General features: G+C 55.2%; 9 protein-coding genes. 1 reads left to right on the top strand and 8 read right to left on the bottom strand.

What is annotated here, in order from left to right:
- Positions 1 to 33: 33 nt before the first annotated feature.
- The 3 genes from FVB43_RS15115 to glpE all read right to left on the bottom strand — a co-directional run bounded on the left by FVB43_RS15115 (position 34) and on the right by glpE (position 2,047).
- Positions 34 to 792, bottom strand: coding sequence for a DeoR/GlpR family transcriptional regulator (locus tag FVB43_RS15115; RefSeq protein ID WP_133846643.1), 759 nt, complete (start codon positions 790 to 792; stop codon positions 34 to 36).
- A gap of 12 nt (positions 793 to 804) precedes the next feature.
- Complete coding sequence (glpG, locus tag FVB43_RS15110) at positions 805 to 1,623, bottom strand: rhomboid family intramembrane serine protease GlpG (protein WP_133846642.1); 819 nt, start codon at positions 1,621 to 1,623, stop codon at positions 805 to 807.
- A gap of 100 nt (positions 1,624 to 1,723) precedes the next feature.
- Entirely contained in the window at positions 1,724 to 2,047 is a 324-nt protein-coding gene (gene glpE / locus FVB43_RS15105; RefSeq protein WP_133846641.1) for a thiosulfate sulfurtransferase GlpE, read from the bottom strand.
- Positions 2,048 to 2,285: 238 nt separating this feature from the next.
- On the opposite strand from glpE, the gene glpD reads away from it, so the two are divergent.
- Positions 2,286 to 3,797 (top strand): glycerol-3-phosphate dehydrogenase, encoded by a 1,512-nt coding sequence (gene glpD, locus FVB43_RS15100; protein WP_167864255.1) that lies wholly within the window; start codon positions 2,286 to 2,288, stop codon positions 3,795 to 3,797.
- Positions 3,798 to 3,913: 116 nt separating this feature from the next.
- On the opposite strand, the gene glgP is transcribed toward glpD, so the two are convergent.
- The 5 genes from glgP to glgB all read right to left on the bottom strand — a co-directional run bounded on the left by glgP (position 3,914) and on the right by glgB (position 13,430).
- Positions 3,914 to 6,361 carry a glycogen phosphorylase gene (gene glgP / locus FVB43_RS15095; protein ID WP_133846639.1) on the bottom strand — a complete coding sequence of 816 codons (2,448 nt, stop codon included), beginning with the start codon at positions 6,359 to 6,361 and terminating at the stop codon, positions 3,914 to 3,916.
- Between the two features lie 21 nt (positions 6,362 to 6,382).
- Positions 6,383 to 7,816, bottom strand: coding sequence for a glycogen synthase GlgA (gene glgA, locus FVB43_RS15090; protein ID WP_133846638.1), 1,434 nt, complete (start codon positions 7,814 to 7,816; stop codon positions 6,383 to 6,385).
- 146 nt (positions 7,817 to 7,962) lie between these two features.
- Complete coding sequence (gene glgC / locus FVB43_RS15085) at positions 7,963 to 9,249, bottom strand: glucose-1-phosphate adenylyltransferase (protein WP_133846637.1); 1,287 nt, start codon at positions 9,247 to 9,249, stop codon at positions 7,963 to 7,965.
- A gap of 12 nt (positions 9,250 to 9,261) precedes the next feature.
- Complete coding sequence (glgX, locus tag FVB43_RS15080) at positions 9,262 to 11,247, bottom strand: glycogen debranching protein GlgX (protein ID WP_133846636.1); 1,986 nt, start codon at positions 11,245 to 11,247, stop codon at positions 9,262 to 9,264.
- On the bottom strand, positions 11,244 to 13,430 hold the full coding sequence (glgB, locus tag FVB43_RS15075; protein WP_133846635.1) for a 1,4-alpha-glucan branching enzyme: 2,187 nt from the start codon (positions 13,428 to 13,430) through the stop codon (positions 11,244 to 11,246). The genes glgX and glgB overlap by 4 nt, the downstream gene beginning before the upstream one ends.
- Between the last annotated feature and the right edge of the window lie 460 nt (positions 13,431 to 13,890).

Below are 13,890 nucleotides of genomic sequence, written 5' to 3'. Positions count from 1 at the left end.
CGGGCGACCTTTTTTTAGATCGCCCCGGCCGGGCTAGCAGAGTTCCAGATGAACTTCGTGCTGTTCGATCGTTTTCATGACACTCGGTGGCGGTGCCTGGTCGGTAAACAGGTAATCGATCAACCCCATATTGCCCAGGTTAACCATCGCGTTGCGGCCAAATTTAGAGTGGTCTGCCACCAGCATCACACAGCGGGAATTCTCGATTATCGCGCGCTTGGTGCGCACTTCATGGTAGTCGAAGTCCAGCAGGGAGCCGTCCATATCGATACCGCTAATCCCCAGAATGCCGTAATCGAGGCGGAACTGAGAAATATAATCGAGCGTCGCTTCGCCCATAATGCCGCCATCACGGGTACGCACTTCGCCCCCGGCCAGGATCAGGCGAAAATCGGGTTTCGCCATCAGCAACACCGCAACGTTCAGGTTATTAGTGACGATACGCAGATTACTGTGGTTCATGAGCGCATGCGCCACCGCTTCCGGAGTGGTGCCGATATCAATAAACAGCGAGGCGCCATCGGGGATCTGGCTGGCAACACGCTGAGCAATACGCGCTTTCTCTGCCGACCACATCATCTTACGGTCTTGCCAGGCGGTGTTTTCCGAACTGGAGGGTAACGCGGCACCGCCGTGATGGCGCTGAATTTTGTTTTGCTCGGCCAGATCGTTTAAGTCGCGACGAATGGTCTGCGGGCTGACATCAAAGTGCTCTACCAGCTCTTCGGTACTGACATATCCCTGACGGCGCACCAGCTCAATGATGGCGTCATGTCGTTGTGTCTGCTTCACGCTGTTCTCCTTTTAGCTTTTTTTATGACGCGTATCGACAAAGGCCATCGCCAGCCCAACCAGCAGCCCGGTAACGTGCGCTGCATTGGCAATCGACAAACCAAACCAACCGAAATACCCCACCAGCAGCCACAAAACCGCAAAGGCCATCAATCCGCGTTGCAGAAAGATCCCGCGCTCAGGGCTGCGCTCACCGCTCAGCCAGGAATAGCCCATCAGGGCGTAGACCACACCGGAAAGCCCACCAAACAGCACACCGCTGAACTTCGCCTGCATCCAGCCGCTGAGCAGCGCGGATATCAGCATAATCACGAACAGCTTGCCGCTGCCGAGCCGCTTTTCCAGCGTGCCGCCAAGATACCAAAACCACATCAGGTTAAACAGAATATGCAGCAGCGAGAAATGCAGTAAGGCATGTGAGAACCAGCGCCACAGTTCAAAGTGCTGGTCTGCATCAGGCCAGGAGAGCAGGCGCATCACGGCGCCATCACCGAGCACCTGCATCAGGATAAAGACCAGCACGCAGGCTGCCATCACCGTCAGCGTGAGGACGCCAGCACGTTCACGCAGATTATCCAGCAGTGAAACATGCTGATAGTGAATGCCGCTGTCTGTCGTGCCCGAGGTCCAGCTGGCCGCCTGATAGCGCGCGTGGTTAGGGTCACGAATAAACTGGTTGAGTTCGTTTTCGACCACTGTCAGCTGCGATTCATCATCCAGCCACAGGGTGTAACCATTATCGTGCTCAACGCGCAACGTCACGCCGCGCGTCGCCATGTAATCGACAAACGCCTGCGCCGGGCGCAGATGAGTAAAATGGGTGATGCGCATAGAGAAGCGACTTCCTTTCAGTCAGACCAGACAAACCGAGAGTATAACGATTTCCCCTTACCGGTTGCAGGGGAAAGCGCGAGCGGTGACAAGAGAGGCGTCAGAGTGCGTCGACCTGCTGCGGGAAAGCGGCACGCCAGGCGTCAAATCCGCCATCAATACTGTAAGCCGCCGTGAACCCCTGACTGAGCAGGAATTGCGCTGCACCTTTACTGCTGTTGCCGTGGTAGCACATCACCAGCACCGGGGTCGTTAACGCCGCCTGGGAGATAAAAGCAGGCAGTGAATCGTTAGTCAGATGAAAAGCGCCGCTGGCATGGGCAGCAGCAAAACTCTGAGGGTCGCGAATATCAACCAGCAACGCATTCTCTTCAGAGAGTTTCTGCTGCGCCTGCTGTACGTTGATGCACTCAAATTGTTCCATGGTGGGTTCTCGTCAAAAGCTAAAAAAGTGACCAAATTACCCCCATTGTAGCCTGAAGGCGGCGCACAATAACCCGGGAGTTAGCAGGGAGATAAACTTTTTCTTGCAGCAAATATGTTACCTGCATCACGCATAATTGTTTTTATTAGGTTAACGCTAGCATCAATGTTGGTTTCCGATTAGTATAATGCTCGAAAACGAACATTAGTGAAAGATTCCGAACATCGGAGGAGATGACGTGGAAACCAAAGACCTGATCGTAATCGGCGGCGGTATTAACGGTGCTGGCATTGCGGCTGATGCTGCCGGGCGCGGCCTGTCAGTATTGATGCTGGAGGCGCAAGATCTCGCCTGCGCCACCTCTTCTGCCAGTTCAAAACTTATCCACGGTGGCCTGCGTTACCTGGAGCACTATGAATTCCGCCTGGTAAGTGAAGCGCTTGCCGAACGTGAAGTGCTGCTGAAAATGGCACCACACATCGCTTTCCCTATGCGTTTCCGTCTGCCGCACCGCCCGCACCTGCGTCCAGCCTGGATGATCCGCGTGGGTCTGTTTATGTACGACCACCTGGGTAAACGTACCAGCCTGCCGGGCAGTAAGGGTTTGCGTTTTGGCTCAGACTCGGTGCTGAAGCCGGAAATCGTGCGCGGTTTCGAATATTCTGACTGCTGGGTGGATGATGCCCGCCTGGTGGTACTTAACGCGCAGGAAATTGAGAAGCGTGGCGGTGAAGTTCGCACCCGTACTCGCGTGACGTGCGCCTGGCGTGAAAACGGCCTGTGGATCGTGGAAGCTGAAGATATCGACAGTGGCAAAACCTTTACCTGGCGCGCCAAAGGCCTGGTGAATGCTGCCGGTCCGTGGGTTAAACAGCTGTTTGATGACAGCCTGAAGCTGAAGTCGCCGTATGGCATCCGCCTGATCAAAGGCAGCCATATCGTGGTACCACGTGTACACACCCAGAAGCAGGCTTATATTCTGCAAAACGAAGATAACCGTATTGTCTTCGTCATTCCGTGGATGGATGAATTCTCAATTATCGGCACCACCGACGTTGAGTACAAAGGCGATCCGCAGAATGTGAAAATCGACGATAACGAAATCGACTACCTGCTGAAAGTGTTTAATGCCCACTTCAAGAAAGATCTGGGCCGTGACGATATCGTCTGGACTTACTCCGGCGTGCGTCCGCTGTGTGACGACGAGTCAGATTCTCCGCAGGCGATTACCCGCGATTACACGCTGGATGTGCATGATGATGCCGGCCAGGCACCGCTGCTTTCCGTGTTCGGCGGTAAGCTGACCACCTATCGTAAGCTGGCAGAGCACGCGATGGAGAAACTGAGCAAGTACTACCCAAGTATCGGTGCGGCATGGACCAAAAGCTGTGTACTACCGGGTGGCAACTTTGCCGGAACACGTGAAGATTATGCCGCGACCCTGCGTCGCCGCTTCCCGTTTATTACCGAGGCGATGGCACGCCACTACGCGCGAACTTACGGCAGTAATACAGAACTGCTGCTGAAAGACGCGACCTCTCTTGAGGATCTGGGTGAGCTGTTTGGTCACCACTTCTATGAAGCGGAACTGCGTTACCTGGTTGAGCACGAATGGGTACGCGTGACCGACGATGCTATCTGGCGTCGTACCAAAGAAGGGATGTGGTTGAACGATGAGCAGCAGGCGCGAGTGACCGCGTGGCTGACCGAACACGGTAAGAAACCGGCCGCGCTGTCGCTGGCATCGTAATATCAGCGGGTCGGGCATGCCCGACCCCTACGTTATGGCGGGGCGAAGCGGGTTGGCATGCCCGGCCCGTACATGATTCGTAGGGGCGAGGCATGCCTCGCCCTTTCCGGCTCTGATTACAATCTTATCGGTTTAATCCCCCAGATCTCATCCGCATACTCCTGAATGGTCCTGTCCGACGAGAAATACCCCATATTGGCAATGTTGTGTACCGCACAGCGCGTCCACTCTTCCTGATTACGATACAGCTTATCGACCTTATCCTGAGTATCCACGTAGCTGCGATAATCGGCCAGCAGCTGGTAGTGGTCCCCAAGATTAACCAGTGAATCAAAGATATTGCGATAACGCCCAGGCTCCTGAGGGCTGAATACTCCGGTGGCGATCTGTATCAGGACCTGATGCAGTTCGGCATCCTCCTCATAGAAAGTGTGGGAGTTATAGCCACTGTTGCGCAGCGCTTCGACCTGCGGTGTGGTGTTACCGAAGATAAAGATATTCTCTTCACCCACGTGATCCAACATCTCGACGTTTGCTCCGTCCAGCGTACCAATCGTCAGTGCGCCGTTGAGTGCAAATTTCATATTACTGGTGCCGGACGCTTCGGTGCCCGCCAGTGAAATCTGCTCGGAGAGATCGGCCGCCGGAATAATGATCTGCGCCAGACTCACGCCGTAGTTAGGAATAAACACCACCTTCAGTTTATTTTTCACCTGCGGATCGTTGTTGATCACCTTCGCCACATCGTTGATCAAATGAATGATGTGTTTTGCGGTGTAATACGCTGAGGCGGCTTTCCCGGCGAAGATATTGACCCTGGGCACCCAATCGGCCGTCGGATCGGCTTTGATGCGGTTATAGCGGGTGATGACGTGCAAAACATTCAGCAACTGGCGTTTGTACTCGTGGATACGCTTAATCTGCACATCAAACATCGCACGCGGATCGATCACCACATCCATTTTTTGGCTGATGTAAGCCGCCAGACGTTTTTTATTTTTCAGTTTGGCATTCGCCACCTGCTCAATAAAGTTCGGATAGTCAATATGCTGTTTCAGCTCATCCAACTGGCTCAGTTCGGTACGCCAGGTACGACCAATCGTCTCATCCAGCACATCGGAGAGCGCCGGGTTCGCCAGTGCCAGCCAGCGACGCGGCGTCACGCCGTTAGTTTTGTTGCAAAAACGGCCAGGGAACAGTTTGGCAAAGTCAGCAAACAACGACTGAACCATCAGATTCGAGTGCAGCTCAGAGACGCCATTCACTTTATGACTGACCACCACCGCCAGCCAGGCCATACGAATACGGCGACCGTTGTTCTCATCAATAATGGAAATACGCGACAGCAGCTCCCAGTCATCCGGGTAATATTCCTGGATGGTTTTCAGGAAGTAGTCATTGATGTCGAAGATAATTTGCAGATGACGCGGCAAAATTTTACCGATCATATCCACCGGCCAGGTCTCCAGCGCTTCCTGCATCAGCGTGTGGTTGGTGTAGGAGAACACCTGGCAGGTGACTTCAAACGCGTCATCCCAGGTAAATTTGTTCTCATCGATCAGCACGCGCATCAGTTCCGGGATCGCCAGCACCGGGTGGGTATCATTAAGATGCAGGGCAATTTTATCGGCCAGGTTATCAAAGGTCTGGTGCATCGCCCAGTGACGATGAAGGATATCCTGAACCGTGGCTGACACCAGGAAGTACTCCTGCCGCAGACGCAATTCACGCCCGGAATAGGTCGAGTCATCGGGATAGAGCACGCGCGACACATTTTCCGAATGGTTTTTATCTTCCACCGCCGCAAAGTAATCGCCCTGGTTAAACTTCCCGAGATTGATTTCATTACTGGCCTGCGCGCCCCATAGCCGCAGGGTATTGGTGGCATCCGTATCGTAACCCGGGATAATTTGATCGTAGGCGGTGGCCAGCACCTCTTCGGTCTCTACCCAGCGTGCGCGGCTGCCTTCCTGCTGAATACGGCCACCGAAACGCACCTTGTAGCGGGTGTTAAAACGCTGGAATTCCCAGGGATTCCCATATTCCAGCCAGTAATCCGGTGACTCCGCCTGGCGACCATCAACGATATTCTGTTTGAACATGCCGTACTCGTAGCGGATGCCGTAGCCGCGTCCCGGCAGACCGAGCGTGGCAAGGGAATCCAGAAAACAGGCAGCAAGACGACCGAGGCCGCCGTTACCCAACCCCGGATCGCTCTCTTCTTCAATCAGCTCCTCAAGGTCGAAGCCCATCTCTTCCAGCGCCGATTTTGCATCGTCGTAGATGCCCATCGCCAGCAGCGCATTGGACAGCGTGCGCCCCACCAGAAACTCCATCGACAGGTAATACACCTGACGCACATCCTGAGACAACTGGGCACGGTTCGATCGCAGCCAGCGCTCGACCATACGATCGCGCACGGCCAGCAAGGTGGCGTTCAGCCACTCGTGCTTATTAGCAATAGACGGGTCTTTGCCAATGGTGAACATCAGCTTATAGGCAATTGAGTGCTTGAGTGCATCGACACTGAGCGTCGGTGAGGCATAGGAGAACGGTGCGTTCATATCAAATTTCCCATTTTCTGGTTACAACAAACGTTGATAGAGATCGCGGTAGGCCACTGCAGCCACCTGCCAGCTAAAATCCATCCCCATTGCCTGACGCTGAACATAGCGCCACAACGAAGGACGGGACCAGAGAACAAAAGCACGTCGAATTGCACGTAATAACGACCAGGCATTACTGTCTTCAAAACTAAAACCGCTGGCGATACCGTCAGCCAGATTTTCCAGTGAGCTGTCATTCACCGTATCTGCCAGCCCTCCGGTACGCCGCACCAGCGGCAGCGTGCCGTATTTCAATCCGTAGAGCTGTGTCAGACCACAGGGCTCAAAACGGCTCGGCACCATAATCACATCAGCGCCACCAATAATGCGGTGCGAGAAGGCTTCGTGATAGCCGATTTGCACGCCCACCTGGCCTGGATACTCGGCAGCCGCAGCAAGGAACCCCTGTTGCAGTTCTGCATCCCCTGCACCCAGTAACACCAGCTGACCGCCCTGCTCCAGCAGCCCCGGCAGAGCTTCCAGCACCAGATCCAGCCCTTTCTGCTTCGTTAAACGGCTGACCACAGCAAAGACCGGCGCTTTGTCGTCGATCTTTAATCCCATGGTGATCTGCAACTGCCGTTTGTTCTCCAGCTTGGCATCCAGCACATCACGGTTATAGCGCGCATTCAGTAGCAGATCCTGCTCCGGATCCCAGATAGCCGGATCAACACCGTTGAGTATCCCGGTCAGCCGCCCTTCCAGCTGGCGCTGTTTCAGCAAGTCTTCCATACCGTAACCAAACTCAGGCAGCGTGATTTCACGTGCGTAAGTCGGGCTGACGGCCGTGATATGATCGGCATAGAACAGCCCGGCCTTAAGGAATGAGATCTGCCCGTAGAACTCCAGCCCGTGCATATTGAAGAAGGAAGGCGGAAGCTGAAGCAGATCCAGATGCCGCGCTTCAAACAACCCCTGATACGCCAGATTGTGGACCGTAAACACCGATTTTGCCGGGCGACCACGCGCCGCAAGATAGGCACAGGCCAGCCCCGCGTGCCAGTCATGGGCATGCACCACATCCGGTCGCCACCAGTTATCCAGCCCACACGCCAGCTCACAGCCAATCCATCCCAGCAGCGCAAAGCGCAGATGGTTATCGGCGTAGGCGTACTGCGACTCATCGTGATACGGACTGCCGGGCCGATCGTACAGGCCGGGAGCATCGATCAGATAAATGCCGACGCCATCAAAATGACCAAAGTGTAGCTCCACATCACCGGCAAATGTTTGCAGCTTCGCCACCACCTGAGTCGGTGTAATGGCTTTCTTCAGCGCCGGAAAGGCCGGCAACAACACCCTTGTATCCGTGCCTTCTGCGATTTGCGCCGCCGGTAATGCCCCAATAACATCAGCAAGTCCGCCGGTTTTCAGCAGCGGGAAAATTTCTGAACAGACGTGTAGCACCTGCATTATCGGCTCCTTTTTATCCTTCATACTTGAAGCTGCCTCTGTGTTGGCTGCGTTCACTCACCCGAATCACTTACCTGAGTAAGCTCATCGGGACTCGTTCTCTTGCCGCCTGGATGCAACTTCAATTATTTTGGATTACGTGTGTGCTATCGCCAGCCAAGCTTCGCCAGCATGGTCCTGGTGACAAGAACGATCCCTTCTTCCGATCGGTGGAAACGCCGGGCATCATCATCCGGATTTTCGCCAATCACCGTTCCTTCTGGCAGTACGCAGGCACGGTCTATCACACAACGTCGCAGACGGCAGGAACGTCCCACCTCTACATCCGGCAGTAATACCGATGACTCAATATTGCAGAAGGAGTTAATTCGAACCCGGGAGAACAGCACCGAGTTCACTACCACTGAACCAGAGATAATGCAGCCCCCTGACACCAGCGAATTCATTGTCATCCCGTGACTACCGGAGCGATCCTGCACAAACTTCGCCGGCGGCAACGGTTCCATATGGGTGCGGATCGGCCAGGTACTGTCATACATATCCAGTTCTGGCATCACAGAAGCGAGGTCAAGATTGGCTTTCCAGTAGGCTTCCAGCGTGCCGACATCGCGCCAGTAAGGTTCTGCCGTCTCATCATGCTGAACGCAGGAGAGACTGAAAGAGTGCGCCAGAGCTTCACCACTGGCGACAATTTTCGGCAGCAAATCTTTACCGAAATCATGGCTCGACTCCGGTAACGCCTGATCGACTTCCAGCAGGCCGAAAAGATATTCGGCATCAAAAACATAGATACCCATGCTGGCTAACGCCCGGCTGCTGTCGCCAGGCATTGAGGGTGGGTTCTCCGGTTTCTCAAGGAACTCAACCACCTTGTTATCATCATCCACCTTCATCACGCCGAAGGAACTGGCTTCCTCCAGCGGCACCGGCAGACAGGCAATGGTGCAGCGCGCACCGTTTTCTACGTGATCGATCAGCATGCGCGAGTAGTCCATCTTGTAGATGTGGTCCCCGGCCAGGATCACGATGTACTGCGCACGGTAGCGACGAATGATATCGAGGTTCTGCGTTACCGCATCGGCGGTGCCGCGATACCAGTGGTCGGTGGAAAGGCGTTGCTGCGCAGGCAGCAGATCGACGAACTCGTTCATCTCTTCATTGAGGAAGGACCAGCCGCGCTGGATATGCTGTACCAACGTGTGCGACTGATACTGGGTGATCACCGCAATACGTCGAATGCCGGAGTTCAGACAGTTGGAAAGCGCAAAATCGATAATGCGAAACTTGCCGCCGAAGTGAACGGCCGGTTTCGCACGCTTGGCGGTCAGGTCTTTCAGACGCGTACCGCGTCCACCCGCAAGGATCAGCGCAACAGTTTGTGTAGGGAGTTGCCTTGCCAGCATTACAGGGTCGTTCTTATCTAATTTGACCATGTCTGATTCCTATTATGATTGTTCCTGGAACACGCACACACCGTGGGCGGCTCCATGCCAGACCGTTGACAGAATCGGGTTATCATCCCCGGCAAAGGGAGGAATGGCATGCCATTTCCCTTCAGGTAACACCAGGTCATACACTTCTTCGGTGGCGTTGATCGTCAGTAACCAGTGCTGTGAAAGCCTGATCTGCAAACGATGCGCCCCCTGCTCCCACTGCTCAGTGGTCAACGGCTGTCCCTGGTCGTTCAGCCACTCCACATTGCCATCACCGTCCTGCCACCAGCGATCCTGCTGCAACGCCGGAATACGGCGGCGCAGATGGATCAGTGCGGCAGTGAAAGCAAACAGTCCGCGATCGTGCTGCTGCCAGTTGAACCATGTCAGCGGATTGTCCTGGCAGTAAGCATTATTGTTGCCGTGCTGGCTGTGCCCGTGTTCGTCCCCGGCCAGTAACATCGGCGTCCCCTGCGCCAGCAGCAGCGTGGCCAACAGGGCATGCACGCTACGACGGCGGTGTTCCATAATCAGTAACGGCGCCTGTAATCCTTCCACGCCGTGGTTATGGCTGAAGTTATTGTTGCTGCCATCACGGTTATCTTCGCCGTTCGCTTCGTTATGTTTATGTTCATAACTGACCACATCTCGCAGGGTAAAACCGTCGTGGGCAGTGATAAGGTTGATACTGCTGGAGGGCCGTCGGCCGCCACGATCGAAGATATCGCTCGACCCGGCAAAACGCCGTGCAAAGTCGCCGTTGGACAACTCGCCATGCAGCCAGTAACGCCGCGTAGCATCGCGAAAATGGTCATTCCATTCGGCGAACGGTGGAGGAAAATTGCCGACCTGATAACCCCCGATGCCGATATCCCAGGGTTCGGCAATCAGCTTGCAGCCTGACAGCACAGGATCGGCTGCAATCGCCTGAAACAATGGCGCATCCTGATGATAGTCCGGCGTGCGCCCCAGTACGGTGGCCAGGTCAAAGCGGAAGCCATCGACATGGCACTCTTCTACCCAGTAGCGCAGGCAGTCGAGCATCCACGCCATCACCTGCGGGTGGCTGAGATTCTGCGTGTTGCCACAGCCGGTCCAGTTCTGATATTCCCCCTGCCCGTCCAGCCAGTAGTAGCTCTGATTATCGACGCCGCGCATCGACAGCGTGGGGCCAGTCTCCTCCAGCTCTGCGCTGTGGTTAAACACCACATCAAGAATCACTTCTATGCCAGCCTGATGCAGCGCCTTCACAGCCTGCTGGAACTCCTGACGCGGATGCAGCTGGTGCTGGCCGGAGGCGTAGCGCGCTTCCAGCGCGTAGCAGGCCAGCGGGTTGTAGCCCCAGTAATTACTCAATCCCATCCGCAGTAAGCGCGGTTCACTGGCGAAGCAGGCCACTGGCAACAGCTCCAGACTGGTGATCCCCAGTCGCTGAAAGTAGTCGATCATCACCGGATGCCCCAGCGCCGCGTAAGTGCCGCGTATCGCTTCCGGGATATCCGGATGCAGCTTTGTCAGACCACGTACGTGGGCCTCATAAATCACGGTACTGCCCCAGGGCACGCGCGGTGGCGCATCCTCGTCCCAGTCAAAATCATCGGCCAGCACCACACTTTTCGGTGCCAGCGGCCCGCTATCAAGGGGATCCGGCTGCTGCACCCCACACTGGAAACAAGGGTCGTCCGTGACTTCACCCAGCACTTCGTGTGCGCAGGGGTCGAGCAACAGCTTCGCCGGATTAAAACGTTGCCCCTGCTGCGGCTGCCACGGACCATGCACGCGATAACCATAACGCTGGCCCGGTTTACCGCCGGGGAGGTAGCCGTGCCAGATGTCGCCACTCCGTGAAGGAAGATCCACACGCGTCTCCGTGCCACTGGCATCAAACAGACAAAGCTCCACGCGTTCAGCATGCTGCGAGAACAGGGTAAAGTTCACCCCTTTGCCGTCATAGTGGGCACCGCGCGGTGCTGGAAGTCCCTCACGGAGTGATGTCATTCTGCCTCCCGTACCAGCCACAGCGTCGAGAGCGCAGGCAGCGTCAGACTGAGAGAGTGACTGCGGTTATGGCTGCCCCAGTCATCGGTGCTGACCGTTCCCAGGTTGCCGTTGTTACCGCCGTGATAATGGCCGGAGTCGGTGTTTAGCACTTCGCGCCAGCGCCCGGCACCCGACACGCCAAAGCGATAGCTTTCACGCTGCACCGGGGTAAAGTTACTGGCGACGATTAGTTCATTGCCATCGCGATCGCGGCGCACAAAGACAAACACCGAGTTATCAAAGTCATCCACCACCAGCCATTCAAACCCGGCCGGGTCGAAATCGAGTTGATGCAGCGGCGTCTGTGCCTGGTAGGTATGATTCAGGTCGCGCACCAGACGCTGCACGCCGTTATGCCAGTTGTCTTCCCCTTCCAGCAGATGCCAGTCCAGGCTGGTATCGTGGTTCCACTCTTTGCCCTGAGCGAACTCATTACCCATAAACAACAGCTTTTTACCCGGGAAGCCAAACATCCAGCCGTAATAGGCACGCAGGTTGGCGAACTTCTGCCAGGTGTCACCCGGCATGCGGTCCAGAATCGACTTCTTGCCGTGAACCACTTCATCGTGGGACAGCGGCAGCACGAAGTTTTCGGTGTAGTTGTAAAGCATACCGAACGTCATCAGATTGTGATGATGGCGGCGGTAGATCGGATCGAGCTTCATGTAGTCGAGGGTGTCGTGCATCCAGCCAAGGTTCCATTTAAACCAAAAGCCCAGACCGCCCATTTCCGGCGGTCGTGACACGCCATCAAAGTCCGTTGACTCCTCCGCCACGGTAATCGAACCGGGGGCAGCATGGCCCAGCGTTCGGTTGGTGTAGCGCAGGAAAGAGATCGCCTCGAAATTCTCACGCCCGCCAACATGATTCGGCACCCATTCGCCTTCGGCGCGGCTGTAGTCGCGGTAAATCATGGATGCCACCGCATCCACCCGCAGGCCATCAATGCCGAAACGCTCGATCCAGTACAGTGCATTCCCCGCCAGATAATTACTCACCTCACGGCGACCAAAGTTATAGATCAGCGTGTTCCAGTCCTGGTGAAAGCCTTCGCGCGGGTCGCCATGTTCATACAGCTCCGTGCCATCAAACTTCACCAGACCAAAATCATCCGATGGAAAGTGGCCGGGAACCCAGTCCAGCAGCACGTTCAGCCCGGCATTGTGGGCCGCCGTAATAAAGGCACGGAAATCATCGCGAGTGCCGAAACGGCGCGTTGGGGCATACATTCCCAGTGGCTGATAACCCCAGCTCCCGTCGAATGGATGCTCATTGATGGGCAATAGCTCCAGATGGGTAAAGCCCATCTCTTTGGCATAAGGCACCAGTTGTTCTGCCAGCTCTTTGTAACTCAACCAGAAGTGGTTATCCGTGTGGCGGCGCCAGGAGCCGAGGTGCACTTCATAAATCGAGATCGGTGCGTCAAAACCGTTCGCACGCTGGCGCTCCGGTGACAGAGTGGTTTTCTCTGGAATACCGCAAATCATAGAGGCCGTTTGCGGACGCATCTGCGCCTCAAACGCGTAAGGGTCGGCTTTCAGGCGCAGTTGTCCCTGATGGTCGATAATCTCGAACTTATAAAGCTGCCCCTGCGTGGCGCCCGGGATAAACAACTCCCAGATACCAATTTCACGCCGCAGGCGCATCGGATGCCGACGTCCATCCCAAAAGTTAAATTCACCGACCACAGAGATGCGCTGAGCATTCGGCGCCCAGACGGCAAAGCGGGTGCCAATCACACCGTCAATCACATCGCCATGCGCACCCAGGGTTTCATAAGGCCGCAGATGGGTCCCTTCCGCCAGCAGCCAGCTGTCCATTTCCGGCAGCAGTGGACCAAAGCGGTAAGCATCGTCGATTAAATTTTGCTGGCCGTGCCAGGTGACGGCCAGTTGATAGCGAAACGGAGTTTTACGTTTGGGGATCACCCCCTGAAAAAAACCGCGAGAATCGAGGCACACCAGCTGCACACATTTATTGCCCGTACTGGTTTCAATCACCCAGACTTCGCTGGCGTCCGGTAACAGAGCACGCACTTCAAGACCCTTGTCGGTCTTGTGCATGCCCAGTAAAGAAAAGGGGTCAGCAAAATGACCAGAGACTAAAGCGTTAATCACACGACGATCCATAAGCTCTGACATGACTTTCTTCCCGTGATGATCGGCAGTCGACTGGCGGAATCCCCGATTCGGGTATCGCCAATGCACTGCTCTTCATTGAGCCCAAAACACACTGACCGGCAGAGGTAACCTTCCACTGGGTAAAAACCGCCGCAGCGTGCAATAAAATAACGAAGTGAAAAAAAATAATGTTTTAGGAACTGTGGCTTTTTAAGCATAGCCAGGGGAAAACAATAGCCATGGATGAAAGCGTAAAAATATTTCTTTCAGATCAAAGTTTATTGCTTTAAAGGCGTGAGACAGGAACGTCAGACCCTTCTTAGACCTGCCAGGGTTCAAGCCCCGGGCAAGGGGAAGTGACTGAATTCTGGCGCGGAGAATCGCCAGTTAACACAAAGGAAGGTGCACGTAATAACAGTGAAAAATGATGATGCAAATCGAAACAGGGTGACATCCCCCCTGCCAGCGGCAGAGGGGAAAT

The organism is Erwinia rhapontici, assembly GCF_012271765.1.
GTDB lineage: Bacteria > Pseudomonadota > Gammaproteobacteria > Enterobacterales > Enterobacteriaceae > Erwinia > Erwinia rhapontici.
The sequence above is the reverse complement of the archived record's forward strand: the minus strand, read 5'-3'. Positions and strand labels throughout refer to the sequence as shown.

Bases quoted from the DNA above. Each gene is read 5' to 3' on its own strand.
- glgA (WP_133846638.1), bottom strand. From the start codon at position 7,816: ATGCAGGTGCTACACGTCTGTTCAGAAATTTTCCCGCTGCTGAAAACC.
- glpE (WP_133846641.1), bottom strand. From the start codon at position 2,047: ATGGAACAATTTGAGTGCATCAACGTACAGCAGGCGCAGCAGAAACTC.
- glgX (WP_133846636.1), bottom strand. From the start codon at position 11,247: ATGACATCACTCCGTGAGGGACTTCCAGCACCGCGCGGTGCCCACTAT.
- glgP (WP_133846639.1), bottom strand. From the start codon at position 6,361: ATGAACGCACCGTTCTCCTATGCCTCACCGACGCTCAGTGTCGATGCA.
- glgB (WP_133846635.1), bottom strand. From the start codon at position 13,430: ATGTCAGAGCTTATGGATCGTCGTGTGATTAACGCTTTAGTCTCTGGT.
- glpG (WP_133846642.1), bottom strand. From the start codon at position 1,623: ATGCGCATCACCCATTTTACTCATCTGCGCCCGGCGCAGGCGTTTGTC.
- glgC (WP_133846637.1), bottom strand. From the start codon at position 9,249: ATGGTCAAATTAGATAAGAACGACCCTGTAATGCTGGCAAGGCAACTC.